Origin of the sequence: Streptomyces sp. NBC_01077, assembly GCF_045162855.1 — a bacterium.
Taxonomy (GTDB): domain Bacteria; phylum Actinomycetota; class Actinomycetes; order Streptomycetales; family Streptomycetaceae; genus Streptomyces.
Map to the genome: position 1 here is coordinate 8,598,534 of NZ_CP108669.1, position 17,045 is coordinate 8,615,578.

Consider the following 17,045-nt stretch of genomic DNA (forward strand, 5'->3'; position numbering starts at 1 on the left):
GTCACCGGCTATCTTGCGCCACAAGACACTCGGAGGTCCGGCGTCGTCCTGATCGGCCTGGGGCAGGAGGCAGGTGCATGATGTGCACCAACAGCGGTCGAGTTCCTGTCTGGAGGCCGAAAGAGTGAACGACGGAATCGGGAGACGGCGCCTTACCAGCCGTGCCTCGGCCGGAAAGGGCGCCTCGGTCCTCCGCTCGGCCGGTGCCCGTGGACGGCTCGGCCGGAGCGGCGGCGACGTCCCCCTCGACCGCATCGCCACTCGGGACCGGCTCGCCTGGCTGAACTCCGCAGGATCCAGGATCGGCACCACCCTCGACCTGGAGCGCACCGCCCAGGAGCTGGCCGAGTTCACCGTGCCCGGCTTCGCCGACGGGGCGGCCGTCGACATCCTCGAGAGCGTCCTGCGGGGCGACGAGGGCTCACGCTGGACGGGTACGGGCGTCCCGCTCATGCGGGCCATCGCGCTGAGCGTCGTCGACGAGCTGGCCTCCCTGGAGCCCACCCCGGTGGGGGAGACCTTCGTCCGGACCGAGCAGGCCCACGAGACGCTGCTCCACCGGTACTGCCTGCGGCAGGGCAGGCCGGTGATGGTGAGCCGCATGCGGGACGACGACTTCAGCAAGGTCGCGCCGACGGAGAGCGCCGCGGCCAAGATGCGCACCGCGGGAGTCCACAGCTACATCGCCGTGCCGCTGATCGCCCGCGGGCTGCTGCTCGGCAGCGCGGACTTCGTACGCGGACCCGGAGCACCGCCGTTCTCCGCCACGGACCTCGCACTGGCGGAGCAGCTGGCCTCCCAGGCCGCCGTCTACATCGACAACGCCCGGCTGTACGGGCGCGAGCGCGAGCACGTCGTCTCGTTGCAGCGCAGTCTGCTGCCGCGCGCGACCCCGGTGACGCCGGGGCTGCGCGTACACGCCGAGTACACGCCCTCGACGGCTCACCACGGGGTGGGCGGGGACTGGTACGACGTGATGGCCCTGCCCGGTGGACGTACGGCGCTGATGGTGGGCGACGTCATGGGCCACGGGCTGCCCGCCGCCGCCACCATGGGGCGCCTGCGGGCGGTCGCCCGCACCCTGATGACCCTGGACATGGCACCGGAGCGCGTCCTCGCCCGGCTCGACCTCGCCACACGTGACCTGGAGGACGAGCAGGTCGCCACGTTTCTCTGCGCGGTCCACGACCCGGCCGACTCCACCTACACGCTGGCCAGCGCCGGGCACCTGCCCCCGCTGCTCCTCGACGGACAGGGCTCGGCCGCGTTCGTGGACGTCCCGATCGGCGCGCCGCTCGGTGCGGGTGTGATCCCGTACGACCCGATCCGTCTTGAGGCGCCGGCGGGCGGCCATCTCGTCATGTACACGGACGGCCTCGTGAAGTCCCGGCACGCCGACCTGGACGATCAGCTGGAGCGCCTGCGGACGGCGGCTCGCGGACTGACACCCGAGGCGCTCGGCCGCGGCGGGCTGGCGGAACACGCCCCCGCCGACGCCTCCCGTTTCGACGAGGCCGTACTCCTCGTCGCGACGAACGCCCCGGGCCCCCCGGGCGACCTGTGCGAGTGGCCGCTGCCGCAGGAGGGGCGGGCCGCGTCCGTCGCCCGGGGCCTGGTCACGGACCAGCTCGACGCATGGGATCTGGCGGAGCTCGCCGACGTCTGCGAACTCGTCGTCTCGGAACTCGTGGGCAACGCCCTGCGGTACGGCAACGGCCCCGGCCGCCTCCGGCTGCTCCGCGGCGAACGCCTCGTCGTGGAGGTCTCGGACACGGGTCCTGACCTGCCCCAGATCCAGCACGCGGACCTCAGTGACGAGGGCGGCCGGGGCCTCCAGCTGATCAACATGCTGTGCCGCCGATGGGGCTCCTGCCGCACCGTGTCCGGCAAGGTGGTCTGGGCGGAGCAGAACCTCCCGTCGTGACACGGCCCGGCCCCCCTCCCCGTACGGGAAGAGGGGCCGGGCCGACGGGTCGCTCGTCGCCTACAACTCCTTCACCCGGATGTTCCGGTACGAGATGACGTCCGTCGTGCCGTGGACCTGGAGGCCGATGTAACCGGAGGCGTAGCGCCGGCCGTCCGTGCCCGGGTCGTCGCCACGCGGCGGCTGGAAGACCTGACCACCGGTGTTGTCGAACTCGTTGATCAGCTTGCCGTTGCGGAAGACCGAGTAGTGCTGGCCCTCCACACGGATCTCGTAGTCGTTCCAGGTGCCCTTGGGCGTCACCCCGGCGCCCGCCAGGCCGACGCGGTCGAAGCCGTAGAGCGAGCCCGTCTTGTACATGTCGCCGTCGGGCCGGTCGAGTACCTGGATCTCATGGCCGTACTTGATGGCGACCCACTCCGGACGCGTCTCCTCGGGGTTGTCGTGGACGTACGGGAAGCGGACGAAGACTCCGCCGTTGGCGTTGCCGGCGCCGGGGGCGTCGTCGCGCCACTGGAGCTTGAGCGAGAAGTCGCCGTACTGCCGCTGCGGGAACCACAGCATGCCCATGCCCGGCACCGTGGTGCTGCTGGTCATGGCCCCGTCCGCGCTCAGCGCGAACTGCCCACCGCCGACGTGCTGCCACTTCGAGAAGCTTGCCGCGGTGCCGTCGAACAGGTCGCGGTACCCCTCGGTCTGGCCCGGCCTGCCGATGCCCGACTGCTTGGCGGCTCGGTAGATCTTCCTGTGCTCGCGGGTGTCGATGACGCCGTCGGCGAGCAGCCGGTCGATCACCGTGTCGACGTGCTTGAGGAACAGCGCGTGCGACGACCAGTCCTTCTCGTCCTCGATGAGTTCGTTGACGGTGCAGCGGCTGTTCGTCATCCGGTTGGGGATGCCGGTGTCGACGGTTCCGACGATGACGGTCAGCCGCTCGTCGAACTCGGGGCAGACGGGTGCGGGCACCCCGCCGCCCTCGGCGACGGTGAAGGCCGTGCTCCGGGCCGTGGAGGTGTTGCCCGCCTTGTCCGTCGCCCGGTACAGCACCGTGTGGTGGCCGACGCGATCGACGATCACCGGGGTGGTGTAGGCGAGATAGGGGCCGCCGTCGAGCGAGTACTCGATCCGCTCGACGCCCGAGTCCGCGTCGAACGCCGACAGCGTGACCGTGGCGCTGGTGATGTACGCGCCGTCGGAGTTGCGCACGCCCGCGACCGAGGCGGCGGCCTCGGGGGCGGTGGTGTCGGGATCGGGCTGCGTCACGACCGTGAAGGCCACCGACTTCTCCGCGGCGGCGTTGCCGGCCTTGTCGCTCGCCTTGTAGCGGACGGTGTGGTTGCCCGCCTGGTGCACCATCACGGGAGCGGTGTACGGCTGCCAGGCGCCGTCGCCGATCGCGTACTCGATGGTGTTGACGCCCGACCCGGCGTCGGACGCGGTCACCGTCACCGTGGCCATGTCGAGATAGCGGCCCTGGTCGTCCTGTTCGCCGGTCACGGTCGCCGAGGTCTCCGGCGCCGTCGTGTCGTCGGTTGGCCGGCCGACGACCGAGAACGCGGCGGTCTTCTCGGCGGCGACGTTGCCCGCCTTGTCGCTCGCGCGGTAGCGGATCGTGTGCGCGCCGACCTGGTCGACGACGACCGGGACGGTGTACGGCTGCCACGGACCGTCGGCACCCACCGCGTACTCGACCCTGTCGACGCCGGAACCGGCGTCCGTCGCGCCGAGCGTGACCGTGGCCTGGCCGACGTAGGCGCCGTCGGCGTTGCGGTCGCCCTCGACCTTCGCGGTCGTCTCCGGCGCGGTGGTGTCCTCGCCGCCGCCCTCGGTGACCGTGAGGATGCCCTGCATCTGGCCGTGCCCGGGGATCGTGCACTTGAAGAGGTACCGGCCCGGGGTCAGCGTCACCTCGGCCGTGTGCCGGCCGCCGTTCGCGTCGCTCGGGTTGGCCAGGATGTTGAGCGGGACGTCGTTGTTGTACTCGGGGTCGGAGACGTCGAACGTCAGGGTGTGCGGCATGCCGGTCGTGTTGCCGGTGGCCGCGCTGTTCTCGAAGACGATGGTCGTCGCGCCGGCCACCGCCGTCGTCGGGAACTCAAGATAGTGGTCGATCGGATCGCCGGCCTTCCAGGTCAGTACCTGGGCCGCGGCGGCCCGGCGTGCGTCGTCGCCGCGACGTCCGTCGTCCGCCGTGCCGTAGGCGGCTGCCGAGGTCAGACCCACGATCATCGCCACGGCGGCCAGCAGGGCCGCCCACAGGCTCGCGCCTCTGCGTCTCGTGATCACTGCGCCGCCTTCCTTGCCAGCCGGTCCGCGGCCGGGGTGGGCCCGCCGCCCTTGTAGGTCACGCGCCAGAGCGCGGAGTCGGGGTGCGAGGTGAAGAAGCCCCGCCCGTAGTCGAGGACGTACAGCGAACCGTCCGGGGCGAACTTCCAGTCCATCAGGTTGCGGATGCCGCCCTGGCCGACCGGGATGATCTTCTTCAGGGACTCGGCGTGCACCGGAAGGCCGCCCTTGCCGACGGTCTTCGGATCGGTCAGCACGGCGTGCCGCGGCTGGTCACCGTCGTAGAAGTCACCGACGAACCACTTGCCGTCCCAGTACGACGGCCACTTGACCGTCGAGTCGCTCGCCGGGTCGTAACGGTAGAGCGGGCCGTTCATGGTCGCCTGCCCGCCGCCCTTGAGCCACGGGAGCAGCAGCTTCTGCTCCTCCTGCTTGTAGCTCGGGATGCCGTCGGCGTCCCTCGGGTAGTCCACGCCGCCGCCCTGGGGCGAGTACCAGATCGTGTTCCCCGTCACCGGCGGCAGGTTCACGAGGCCGTCGTTGTTGGGCGACTCGTTCTTCGGCGCGTCGCAGTCGTACCAGCCGAGCGGCTTGCTCGGATCGAGCAGACCACGGTCCCGGTAGGGCTGCTTGTTGCCCATGCAGTACGGCCAGCCGTGGTTCCCCGCCCTGGTGATCGCGGCGAACGTGTCGTACTTGGCCGGACCCCAGGTCGTCGACGGCGCGCCCGCGTCGGGGCCGACCCAGCCCGCGTAGAGGATGTCGGTCCTCTTGTCGACGGAGATGCGCGCGGGGTTGCGTACGCCCATCACGTAGATCTCGCCGCGGGTCTTGCCGCCGCCCTCGTCGCTCTCCTCGCCGGTGAAGAGATTGCCCGTGGGGAGGGTGTAGGTGCCGTCGGCCTCGGGATGGATCCGCAGGATCTTCCCGTTGAGGTTGTTGGTGTTGCCGGCGGTGCGGCGCGCGTCCGCGAACGACACGCCCCGGAAGTTCGGAGCGGGGTTGTTGCCCGAGTAACCACCGCTGGAACCCGACGAGTTGGTGTCTCCGGTGGCGATGTACAGGTTGCCCTTGGAGTCCCAGGCCATCCCGCCGCCCGCGTGGCAGCAGCTGTGGATCTGGACGGGCCAGCTCAGCAGCACCTTCTCGCTCGCCAGGTCGAGCCTGTTCGTCGCGAGATCGAGGGTGAAGCGGGAGACCCTCCGCTCGCCCATGTGCGCCTCGCGGTCGATCCGGGAGTGCGGCGTGTAGTGCAGATAGACCCAGCCGTTGGTCATGAAGGCGGGGTCGAGCTCGATGCCGAGCAGCCCCTCCTCGTTCTTGATCAGCTCGTCGCCGCCGCCCTTGTTGCCGAAGACGGTGAGCGCGCCGGCCTTGGTGACCTGCCTGGTCTTCGGGTCGTAGACGTGGATCTCGCCGTTGCCCTTGCCGATGTCCGGGTTGTTCCAGTCGGTGACCACCGGCACGCTGGAGTCGGCGCCGCCGCGGCCGATGTACAGGATGCGCCCGTCGGGAGCGGCGACCAGGCCGTGGGGCTCGCCGATCTGGTCGTTCTGGCCGGGCTGGTTGGGCCTGGTGACGCGCTCGGCGGTGTAGTTGGCGTCGATGGTCGCCTTGCAGTCCGCCTGGGAGATGCGCGCGGTCCAGGCGATCGCGCCGCGCAGATGGTCGCGGAAGTCCGTCTCGGCGTAGCTGTCGACGGTGCCGCCCATGGCGGTGTAGAAGGACCGGCCGCCGTCGTAGTCACGGCACCAGGACACCGGGTGGTCCCAGCCGTTCGGCTTGGCCACGGGCTGGTACGAGGCCTCCCGGACCCGCGCCACGGTGTGCACGGTGCCGGACGGGTTGCGGTCCCAGTTGAACCACTTGTCGGGTCGCTTCCACTCCAGCGGAAGGGACGTGGTGGCCGGGTGCTGCCGGTCGCCGACCTCCACCACCGCACGCTGCGTGCCGCTCGGGGCGCCGGTGGGCCGGGCGCCGATCAGGCCGGTGAACCAGGTGGAGTACGGCTCGGTGCGGGCGGCCTCGTGGACGCCGACGAAGCCGCCGCCCGCCTCCATGAAGGCCTCGAGGCCGGCCTCCTGCTCGGGGTCGAGCACATCGCCGCCCCCGGTCAGGAACACCACCGCGTTGTACTTGCCGAGCCGCTTGGCGTCGGTGAAGACGGTGGGGTCGTCGGTGGCCTCCGTACGGTAGCGGCCGGCGGTCGGACCGGTCAGCCCGATGCTCTCGACGGCCGCGATGCCCGCGTCGACCGTCGGCGACTCCGCGGTCGCCGACCCGTGGAAGACGAGCACCCGCACGTTCGCGCCGCCCGGTGGCGACGGCAGGGATAACGTTGTCGACGCCTTGATGGACTGCGGGTCCGGATACGGCTTGGCCGAGGCGGGGTCTCCTCCGAGCAGCGAGGCGGTCAGGGCCCCTGCCCCAAGTGCCGCCACGAAAAAGCCTGTTCTTGATCTCGACCGGTGATGTGGTGTGCGCTTCATGGGTCACCCATCCCTCTGAGGTCACAACGACAGCCGTTGAAGCTAGACCTCTTTGCGCGGTTCGCCAAGGGCTATGACCGCAACCAGACGAACTTTGTCCTGGGTGTGGATAAACCTCTGTCGCCCCGCTACGGTGTGGGCCGTCCCCAGGAGCTCCCAGTGGCTCCTCACCCCGTCAATCTCCTCTGAAGACCGGAGAGTTCGACATGGACAGACGCAGCTTCAACCGTCGCCTGCTCGCGGGCGGGGCCGTCGCCGCGACCGGCGTGACATCGTTGTCCCTCAGCTCCGCCTCCAGCGCCACTCCCGGCGCGGCCGCCCCGCTGAGGACTGCCCCGGCCGGCGGGCAGATACGCCATCTCAAGCTGTACGCCGAGAAGTTGGCCGACGGACGCATGGGGTACGGCCTGGAGAAGGGCAGGGCCACCGTGCCCGGCCCGCTGATCGAGCTCAACGAGGGGGACACCCTCCACGTCGAGTTCGAGAACCTGATGGACGTCCCGGTGAGCCTCCACCCGCACGGTGTGGACTACGACATCGACAACGACGGCACGAGGATGAGCGGCAGTCATGTCGAAGCGGGTGCCACCCGCACGTACACCTGGCGCACCCATGCCCCGGGCCGCCGCCCCGACGGCACCTGGCGCCCCGGCAGCGCCGGGTACTGGCACTACCACGACCACGTCGTGGGCACGGACCACGGCACCGGCGGCATCCGCAAGGGCCTGTACGGCGCCCTGGTGGTACGCCGCAAGGGGGACATCCTCCCGGACAAACAGTTCACGATCGTCTTCAACGACATGACCATCAACAACCGTCCGGCCGCCGATCCGCCCAACTTCCTGGCCACCGTGGGCGACCGGGTGGAAATCGTCATGATCACGCACGGCGAGTACTACCACACGTTCCACATGCACGGTCATCGCTGGGCGGACAACCGTACGGGTCTCCTGGCCGGCCCGGAGGACGTGAGCCGGGTCATCGACAACAAGATCACCGGACCCGCGGACTCGTTCGGATTCCAGGTCATCGCGGGCGAGCACGTCGGAGCCGGCGCCTGGATGTACCACTGCCACGTCCAGAGCCACTCCGACATGGGAATGGCCGGTCTCTTCCTGGTGGCCAAGCCGGACGGCACCGTACCGGGCCACGGAGACCACGGCACCCACGGCGCGGGAACCACGAAGGAGGAACCGGCCACGCAGACCTCCGGCGGCACCCACCATCACTGAACTCCGCAGCCGCACCAGAGTGCGTGACCCACATCACTTTCACCGCTCCCCGCCTTTCCGTTATCGGCGGCTCCCTCCAGGCTCTCCCAAGCGCAAACATCTCCAACGAACGGGACGGTCGGCGTGCGGCAGAGCACAGGAATCGAGCGGGACGCGGAGTTGGTCCTGGCGGCGCGGAACGGTGACCCGTGGGCGCGGGACCAGCTGATCACCGCCCACCTGCCCCTGATCCACACCACCGTGACACTCGCCATGAACGGTCGTCACGGTGCCGGACACGTCGAGCACGTCGTACGGGAGACGATGCGGCGAGCCCTGGACGGGCTGACCACCCTCACCGACCCCGGAGTCTTCCGTCCCTGGCTGATCGCGATCGCCGTGGACGGGATCAGGCGGCACCGGCACGCACAGCCCGCCGGTTACGAATACGGGGCCGCGACCGCAGGGCAGCCGCCCGTGACAGGGCACGCGTACGAGATCACCGAGGCGGCCCGCTGGCTGGACCCGGACGACGGCGAACAGCTCGCCCTGTGGTGGCTGGAGTGCGCGGGCGAGCTGACCCTGTACGAGACGGCGGCCGCGTTGCGGTGGTCGGTCGACGAGACGGCGGCTCGGGTCGAGGCGCTACGGGCCCGGCTCGACGCCGCCCGGGTCGTGGCCGGCGCCCTGGCCGGGAACCCGTCCTGCCACTTCCTGAGCCGGGAGGCGGCGGAGTGGGACGGCCGGCCCTCCGCCCCGTGGCGCGACCACCTGGCCCATCACACGCTCACCTGCGGGCACTGCGCCGTGCGCTGGAACGCGCTGGTCCCGGCGGAGACCCTGCTCGCGGCCGCCTCGCCCGTACGTACGGCCTCGACGGGTGAGGGGCCGCGGGGACCCGTGACGCCGTCTCCCGCCTTCGCGTACCCGCCCGAGGGCCACAGCGCCCCGAGCCCGTACGCGGCCACCGGCTACGACCCGTACCCCACGCCCCACCTCACGGGAACGGACGTGACGGCCGACCCGGCCGGACACGACCACACGGCAGACCTCACGGAGCCGTACATCCTGGCCGGATCCTCGGGGCTCGCCCGCCCCCACATACCCCGCCCCGCGTCCTCCTCTCCCGCCTCCCCCTTCTCTCCCGCCTCCCCCTCCTCCTCTTCCGCCTCGGCGCCGGGCCGACACGGCTCCCGCGCGGCCCTTCGGCGCCGTCGTCAGACGCAGGAGCGGAGCCGGCGCCGGGCCGTCATCGCGGCCGGCGTCGTGGTCATGGCGGTCACGGGCGGGGCCTTCTCGCTGCACGCGGGCCGTGGCGGGGACGACGAGATCTTCGAAGCGAACCGCGTGGCCGCTCCGGACCTCGACCTGCCCCTCACCCAGGACCCGTCCACCCACTCCGGGTCCCCGTCGGCGGCACCGTCGAGCCCCACCGCCTCGCCGTCCGCCTCCAAGTCCGCCGCCGCACGTCCCTCCAGGTCGGCATCGCCCAGCGCCCGGACCACCACCGCGCCGCCCCGCCCCGTCCGCACGACCACGCCCGTCCCGGTGAAGACGGCCCCGCCGCGCACCGCGGCGCCCACGCCGGACTCGCGGCCGACCAGGCCGAGCACGGGAACGGGGACGGGTACGGGTTCGCAGAACGACGACGGTCAGAGCTCGGCCGCCGACCAGGTGGTCGCTCTGGTCAACGCGGAGCGCTCCAAGGCGGGCTGCGGCCCGCTGACCGCGAACGCGACCCTGACCCGGGCGGCCCAGGGCCACTCCGACGACATGGCCGCGCGCGACTTCTTCGACCACACCAACCCCGACGGCGCCAGCCCGGGGGACCGGGTGACAGCGGCCGGATACCCGTGGTCGACCTACGGCGAGAACATCGCCATGGGCCAGAGCACCCCGGAACAGGTCATGGAATCGTGGATGAACAGCCCGGGCCACCGCGCGAACATCCTCAACTGCTCCTTCAAGGAGATCGGCATCGGCATCCACTCCGAGGGCGGCCCGTACTGGACCCAGGTCTTCGGCGCCCGCTGACACCGTGGGAGCGAGGCGCACCCCGCTCTCATGACGGTCCTGTCCCGGACCTTCCGGGCGTGAGGGCATCGAGGCGCGGACCGATGCCCTCACGCCCGGGCCGTCATGGCGTGACGGGGACGTTCGTCAGGCCGCTGCCGGCGTTCGTCACCGTGTTGGAGGCGTACACGACGTTCGGGTCGGCGGTGCACTTCGAGGTCGAGGTGATCTTGATGGCGTACGCGCCCGCGCCACCGAGGTCGGAGCGGTTGCCGCGCCACACGTTGCCGCAGCCGTTCGGGAACGACGGGGTGGTCGACGGGTTGTGGGTCTCGTACCCGTTCGCGAACGTGCCGGGCGAGGAGAACGTCCCGGTGTTGTTCTCGATCAGATAGCCGACGCCCTTGGCGTCCACCCAGGAGTCGGCCGAGTTGGAGCCGCTGATCCCGGCCCCGTCGAAGGTGTTCCCGCGGATCACCCCGCCGGAGGTGCCCTCCTTGATGTCGATGTGCTCGGCGGCGACCGACGGGCCGATCCTGTTGTCCAGCACCTGCACGCGGTCCGAGCGGTCCACGCCGCCCTGGTTGCCGTGGCAGCCCCAGTTGGAGCCGGCCGAGCCGATGTAGACCGCCTCGCCGTAGCCGGCCTGGACCAGACCCGTGTGAGTGATCGTCGAGTTCTTGATCACGCCGTCGGCCGAGGACCGCCTGAAGTGCACCGCCTCCTCGTCGACGTGGTGCACGGACAGGCCGTCGATCGTCACGTGGTGGGAGTCGTCGAGGACGACGCCCTTCTTCGCCTCCTTCACCGTGAAGCCGTTCAGGTTCCAGTACGGGGCGCCGTACAGCCACAGCCCGTAGCCGGAGTCCCACCCGCTGGTCGGAGCGGGGCATGACGGGGCCGTACCCGAGGGGCCGTCGTTGACGAGGACGGCGTCCGACGGGCCGGTGAGCGTGATCGGCGCGGAGGCGGTGCCCGCCTTCTGCGTCACGAACGAACCCCGGTACTCGCCGGCTGCCATCCTGATGGTCTGCCCCGGCTGCGCGTCCGCCAGCGCGCTCCGCAGCTGCGCGGCCGTGGACACGTCGACGACAGTCCCGCCGCCGGGGCCCGAACCGGTCGACTTCAGGAAGAGTGAGCCGGAGGCGTCCGTCTTCGTGGCGTTCACACCGGCGTGCGGAGCCCTGCTGTAGTCCAGAGTCTCCCTGCCCGCCCAGTCCGGGATGGTCGAGCCGTTCTCCGCCAGGTGCTGGTACGTCGCCGGGTTCGAAGCCGCGCTGCCCAGCTGGTACACACGCCGGCGGTCGGCGTAGTACGGCTGGTACCCGCCGCCGGCCGTGGTCTGCTTGCTGAGGTCGTTGCCGTAGAAGACGTTCTGCGGGCCGGTGGCGCCGGACCACTTCACGGCCTTGGGGCCCGCGCCCCACCAGATCGGCCACCACGTCGAGTCGTCGGGGCCGCCGCCGCCCTCCTCGCCGCAGTTCGCGCGACAGTTCTTCGAGGAGTTCTCGAAGGGCACCGCGGCCTTGTTGCTCTCGAAGAGGTTCCGCCGCTCCCAGCCGCCGTGCAGGTTCAGGTCGCTGTCGAAGTCGTTGCCGATCACGACGTTGTCCGACGCGGACCACTGGAAGGTGAAGTGGCGCAGGTTCCGGCTGGTGTTGTACGCGTACAGCGAGTCCCAGACGCGGGAGCCGCGGAAGTAGCCGTTGCCGCCCTTGCCCTTGTTCCAGGAGCCGTCGAAGGAGGACTCCTGGACCTGGATGTTCTTGGCGCTCTCGGTGACGACGGCGTGGGAGCCGGTCATGTGTGTCGCGACCCGCCGGATCCAGACGTTGGCGGCCCACTTCAGGACGATGCCGTGCTGTGCGTACTCCGGGGCGATGTTGCCGAAGTCGGTCGTGGCGTCCGCCGGGCTGACGTCGTACGTCCCGCCGGCGAGCTTGGGCATCCCGTCGAGCTCCTGGGTGATGCTCAGGTCCTCGATACCGACGCCCTGGACGACCTTGAGCGGCGTGACGCGGCTGGGGTAGACGGTCCCGCCGATCGCGGCCGAGCCGTCGGAGGTCGAGTTGAGCGGCAGGTCGTACTCGAGGGGCTTGTCGAGGGTGAGGTTCCTGCCCGTGCTGTCCACGGAGGCGATCTGGAAGATCTGCTGCCGCATGTGCAGGTTCACATATGTGGACGAGTCGTGGATCGTCTGCTGCTGGTAGAACTTCGCCGTGTTGGCCGCGCCGACCCAGAGATGGGCGCCGGCCTTGAAGCGTGACATGTCCGCGTCGGCGGCGAGCTTGATCTGCGTGGAGCCGATCGACGAGCCCTCCCGCAGGGGGACTCCGCTCGCCCAGTGCTGGTTGGCGCTGCCTTCGAAGAGGTCCTTGCGGTTGGCCGGCGCGGAGGCGTGGTCGCTCGCGTACTTCGGTGAGACCTCGCGGGTCTGCACCCGGAGCAGGCCGCGGCCGGGCCAGGTCCAGCCGCCCTTCCCGGCCCCGTGGGTCATCCCGTCCTCGTCCCAGTCGCTGCCGTCCGGGGTGAGGGTGTCGTAACGAGTGTCGGCGGCGGGCCGGAAGGCGAGCGTGGTCTGCCGCATGCCCGCACCACGAAGCACCATGTAGTCGGCGTCCAGGGCGAGTTGACGCGTCACGACGATCCGGCCGGCCGGCAGGGTGATCGAGGACAGCCTGGTGTAGCCGGCCGATGGGGTGCAGCCGCTCCTGAGGGCGTCGACGGCCCGCTGGAGGCCGGTCGTGGCGTCGCCGCCGTCGGCGCGCACGCCGTACTGGGAGGCGAGCTCCTGCGCCGTGATGTGACAGGCGGCGTCGGGGTGGGCCTCGGCGGGGCCGGGGAGTGCGGCGCCTCCCCGGTATCCGGACCTGCTCCAGTCGGGCAGGCCCGCGATGGGCGCCCGCCGGTTCGCGCTGGTCAGGTCGGGTATCGCGGCGGTGGTGGCGGTGGCGGCGGTGGTGCTCGTGGTGGTGCCCCGGTCGTCGTCGACGACGGCGGCTGCGGTGCCACCGGCCAGGCCGGTGATGCCTGTCAGTGCGGTGGCGACGGCCGCGGCGACCGCCAGGGGGCGGCGCCATCGGTGGGGACGGTCTCTGTGTGCGGGGCGTGCCTGATGTGCGTATGACATCCGACGTCCTCTTGATGAGTGCTGCGCGAAGGCAGCGGTGGGGGGCGCGCATCGATGGTCGGTCAATGGACAGGAAATGTTCCTAACCATTGCGCGGGAGAGTAGGGACGGCCGAGGGGGCGGCGCAAGACCTCGCACAGGATCCGCGGACATGACTTGAGTTCAGATATGTGTGTAGCGAGAGTGGTTGAGACACACCCGGACGCTGCCGGGCCGTTCTCGTGGCGTCCGGCCGGCCGACGCGGCCGGATCGGAATGCGCCCGTACCGTAGGCCTGCGGGCGGCCGCGCCGCCCCCGAGGAATCGACGACCAGGAGCCCCGCACCGTGATCGCCCGCGAACCCCGTCCCCTCCGCAGCGAGCGCCGCCGCCACCGCCTGTCGGCCCTGACACTCGTCGGCGCCCTCGCCGCCGCGGCAGTCGGATGCACCTCGTCCGGTGGCGGAGGCGACGGCGACTCCGCCCCCTCCTCCCCGCCGCCCTCATCCGCCCGCACGGTCGTCCCGCCCGAGCCCCACGTCGGATTCGACTACCAGATCGGCGGACCCTACCCGCCGGCCGCCGGAGTGGGCGCCGTCTCCCGCGACCGTACGGCGAAGCCGGCGGACGGGCTGTACAACATCTGCTACGTCAACGCCTTCCAGGCACAGCCGGACGCCACCGACTGGTGGCGGGGGAACCACCCCGACCTCCTCCTGCGGAGCGCCGCAGGGGCACTGGTCATGGACCAGGACTGGGGCGAGGCCCTGTTCGACATCTCCACGCCGGCCAAGCGTGAGCGGCTCGCCGCGATCGTCGGTGAATGGATCGACGGCTGCGCCGCCGCCGGCTACCAGGCGGTCGAGGCGGACAACCTCGACTCGTACGAGCGGTCCCGGGGCGGCCTCACACCCGAGCACGACCTCGCCTTCGCCCGGCTGCTCATCGCCCGCGCACACGCGGCCGGACTCGCGATCGGACAGAAGAACGCCGCCGATCTCGCGCGCCGTGGCCGGAACCTCGGCTTCGACTTCGCGGTCGCCGAGGAATGCGGCCAGTACGACGAATGCGGCCCGTACGCGACCGCCTTCGACAACCGGGTGCTCGTCATCGAGTACGAGCCGGAGGGCCTCGCACGAGCCTGCGCGCGCTGGGGCCGGACCCTCTCCATCGTCCTGCGCGACACCGACGTCCGGCCGACGGGCACACCCGGGTACGTCCGCTCGACCTGTTGAACGGCGGGGCGGTGGCTCCGCCGCGCCGCTGCACCCTGGGCCGGGGCCGGGGCCGGGGCCGGGGCCGGGTCCCGGGTGCAGCGGCTGCGGCGGTGGCGGCCGTCTCCGGCGGACAGAGCCCGGCAAACAGAGCCCGTTGAGTCGAGCCCCGTGTACTGAGCTGAGCCCCGTGTGCTGAGGCTCGTGTGCTGAGCCCCGCGAGAGACGGCCGCCGTGTCCGGTCCTACTGCCGCGTCAGATAGTCCTGGCGCAGGGCGTCGAGGATCTCGGCGGCCTCGGCGAGGTCCGCCTTCCGGCAGCGGGCCGCCGCCGTCGCGAGGCGCGCGACGGCCTCCTGGAACCGGCCCAGGCCGTTCCCCTCGACGAGCGCGGTGAACCGGACCGCCTCGGCGCGCGCCAGCTCGCCCTGCTTCCCGCCCTCTTCGTGGGCGGCGACGGCGGCCTCCGCCTCGACCAGGGCCTCCGGGAAGCGGTCCGCCTCCGCCAGGGTGCGGGCGCGGCGGTAGTGCACCTCGCCGCGCTCGTACCAGGCGGTGAAGCCCTCGGTGCCGTCGGGGACGGTGGCCAGGACCGCGTCGGCCTCCGCCAGGTGCCGCAGTGCGTCGTCGAGCCCGTCCGCGTTCCGCGCCAGCATCGTGAGACGGGCGAACTCGCGCATCATGCGGATGACCTGCGCAGGGTTCGGCGCCTCCGCGTGCGCCGCGACGGCGCGTTCGTACGCCGCGCCCGCCGCCTCCCAGCGGTCGGCCATCGCCAGCGCTGTCGCAGCCTCCGAGGCCACGAGGGTGAGGACCTGAGGGCCGTCCTCCCAGGCGGCCACGGTGTCCGCGAGACGCAGGAACTCCTCGGCGACGGCGAGGAACTCCTCCACCTCCCGCAGCCCGCGCGCCAGGTTGAGCCGGGCCTGCGCGACCAGACGCTCGCCGAGCGACGCGACGGCCTCCTCGGAGAGCACGGATTCCAGGACGGCGACCGCGTCCGCCTGCTGCCCGGCGCGCGCCAGGACGTCGGCGAGCTGGAGTCGTACCTCGGCCGCGTCGTCGTGCGCGTCGTCCTGGTCGAACCGCGCGGCCGCCTCGGAGAGATGGCGCACCGCACCGCCGAAGTCCCCGAGATGCGAGGCCGCGTGGCCGAGCAGCGAGTACGTCGGTGCCATCGGGAACTCCGCGTCGTCGAAGCGGACGGCGTCGGAGACCGCCCGGTGCAGCAGCTCCACGGCCTCCGCCGGCTCGTCCTTCGCGAGGAGGATCTGAGCGAGCAGGGCACGCGGCCGAGGGCCACGCCACGGCCGACCGGCGACCTCGATGTCCTTCAGGGCCGCGCGCAGCTCCGACTCGGCCAGTGCCATGTCGTCGCGGTGGCCGGCCAGGTCGGCGACGAACTGCCGTGCGTTGGCGACCTGGTGGGGCGCGGACAGGCGTTCCGCCTCGGAGCGCAGCGCACGGGTGGCCTCCTCGAACCGCTCCCAGGCGGCGTCGGGGGCCTCCGGCAGCTGTCGCTGCACGTCCTGGTAGGCGGCGAAGGTCAAGGAGTACAGCACGGTGAGGTACTGCCGGATGCGCTCCGATGCCAGGTCGGCGCCGGAGAAGGGCTCTGCTTCGCCGAGTGCCTCACCCGTGAACGGCACCTCGGTCGTGAGCCGCTCGGCCTCGCCGAGGGCGGCGTCGAGCGCGGAGCGGATGGTGTCCTCGGCGCCCTCCTCCGCCCGGGACTCGGCGGCACCGGCGGCGATGGTGGTGCTTGCCGGGAAGGACGGACCGCTGGTGATCCTGGCGATCTTGGCGTCGAACTGCTGCCCCTGCTGGTCGACGAGCCGCGCTCCGTTGCTCGGGGAGTCCGAATGGACCTCACTGCCCGTGTTCTTCAACCGGAACTGGACGCCGATGAACTTGTTGCCGTCCCGCCGCCGCAGCCCACCGCCCCCAGGGTGACGACGGTCGGTGCGCAGATCAGTACCCGGCGCATCGCGGCCTCCGACGGCAGAACCACCCCGAGAGTTACGCACCATAATCCGCCTCGGCCTTCCCGTCCGCACAACGGGAAGGCCGAGGTCTCACTCTTCTCTCACTCCTCGTCCCGGTCGTCGCTGCCGACGCCGGGCTCGTAGTCGTCCAGTTCGCTCCGCAGCGCGGCCGGCCCGGCCGTCGGCCCCTCGCGGAGGAGGGAGAGGAAGCTGCTGAGGGGATGGTGCTGGGGACGGGCGTCGTAGTCGATGCCCTCGGGGTCCCGGTACTCGTCCAGGCGCGCGAAGGGCACGATGACGTAAGGGCGTTGGGACCAGGGGTGGCTGTCGGCGGGATCGGGGTCCATGCGCCACTGGGTGCCGCGGGTGCGGTTGTGGACCTCCCCGACGTACCAGCAGGCGACCTGGATCAACGGGGTGTGCTCGTCCGTGAACAGGTGGTCGACGGAGGTGACGTGTTCACGGATGAGGGCTTCCACGCGGTCGAGCGAGCGTTCGCCGAAGTCCCAGCCACCGCCGTGGCGGCGGCTCCAGTCGTCGAAGCGGCCCTGCTGCTCGCCCAGCCACGCCGTCAGGCGGGGGTTGTCGGCGTGCGCCGTGTCGATGCGCTCGGCGACAGCGTGCTCGTCCTCGTCCTCGTAGTCCCAGGTTTCATCGCTCACAGCAGCTAAGCCTAGCCCCCGATGTAACGGTAAGAATCAGTGATCTGCACGGAGTTAACACACGCCTCACCGCCGAAACGGCATTGCGGCGGCAAAGCGAGCCTCTAGGATCGGACCGCTTGTGCGGCGCCCACTGAGCATCGGGGGCCCTGG

Annotated in this window: 9 protein-coding genes; 4 read left to right on the forward strand and 5 right to left on the reverse strand. The window is 71.2% G+C overall.

What is annotated here, in order from left to right:
- The first annotated feature begins 124 nt into the window (after positions 1 to 124).
- The gene (locus OG462_RS38610) at positions 125 to 1,924 is read left to right on the forward strand and encodes a SpoIIE family protein phosphatase (protein ID WP_406065226.1); all 1,800 of its coding nucleotides are present in this window, start codon (positions 125 to 127) and stop codon (positions 1,922 to 1,924) included.
- A gap of 60 nt (positions 1,925 to 1,984) precedes the next feature.
- Here OG462_RS38610 and OG462_RS38615 read toward each other — a convergent pair whose 3' ends face one another.
- Positions 1,985 to 4,153, reverse strand: a complete 2,169-nt coding sequence (locus OG462_RS38615; protein WP_406066877.1) for an OmpL47-type beta-barrel domain-containing protein — start codon at positions 4,151 to 4,153, stop codon at positions 1,985 to 1,987.
- A 53-nt stretch (positions 4,154 to 4,206) separates the two neighbouring features.
- Positions 4,207 to 6,699 (reverse strand): ThuA domain-containing protein, encoded by a 2,493-nt coding sequence (locus OG462_RS38620; RefSeq protein ID WP_406065228.1) that lies wholly within the window; start codon positions 6,697 to 6,699, stop codon positions 4,207 to 4,209.
- Positions 6,700 to 6,905: 206 nt separating this feature from the next.
- Here OG462_RS38620 and OG462_RS38625 point away from each other — a divergent pair, with 206 nt between their 5' ends.
- Together OG462_RS38625 and OG462_RS38630 are read left to right on the forward strand one after the other, a co-directional pair.
- The gene (locus OG462_RS38625) at positions 6,906 to 7,931 is read left to right on the forward strand and encodes a multicopper oxidase domain-containing protein (protein ID WP_406065230.1); all 1,026 of its coding nucleotides are present in this window, start codon (positions 6,906 to 6,908) and stop codon (positions 7,929 to 7,931) included.
- Positions 7,932 to 8,054: 123 nt separating this feature from the next.
- Entirely contained in the window at positions 8,055 to 9,944 is a 1,890-nt protein-coding gene (locus OG462_RS38630; protein WP_406065232.1) for a CAP domain-containing protein, read from the forward strand.
- Between the two features lie 103 nt (positions 9,945 to 10,047).
- Here the strand turns inward: OG462_RS38630 and OG462_RS38635 are convergent, their stop codons facing one another.
- On the reverse strand, positions 10,048 to 13,053 hold the full coding sequence (locus OG462_RS38635) for a peptide ABC transporter substrate-binding protein (RefSeq protein WP_406065234.1): 3,006 nt from the start codon (positions 13,051 to 13,053) through the stop codon (positions 10,048 to 10,050).
- 326 nt (positions 13,054 to 13,379) lie between these two features.
- Between OG462_RS38635 and OG462_RS38640 the strand changes: the two genes are divergently transcribed.
- The gene (locus OG462_RS38640; protein ID WP_406065236.1) at positions 13,380 to 14,267 is read left to right on the forward strand and encodes an endo alpha-1,4 polygalactosaminidase; all 888 of its coding nucleotides are present in this window, start codon (positions 13,380 to 13,382) and stop codon (positions 14,265 to 14,267) included.
- Between the two features lie 223 nt (positions 14,268 to 14,490).
- Here OG462_RS38640 and OG462_RS38645 read toward each other — a convergent pair whose 3' ends face one another.
- Together OG462_RS38645 and OG462_RS38650 are read right to left on the reverse strand one after the other, a co-directional pair.
- Entirely contained in the window at positions 14,491 to 16,134 is a 1,644-nt protein-coding gene (locus tag OG462_RS38645; RefSeq protein ID WP_406065238.1) for a tetratricopeptide repeat protein, read from the reverse strand.
- A 197-nt stretch (positions 16,135 to 16,331) separates the two neighbouring features.
- Complete coding sequence (locus tag OG462_RS38650) at positions 16,332 to 16,892, reverse strand: hypothetical protein (RefSeq protein ID WP_406065239.1); 561 nt, start codon at positions 16,890 to 16,892, stop codon at positions 16,332 to 16,334.
- Between the last annotated feature and the right edge of the window lie 153 nt (positions 16,893 to 17,045).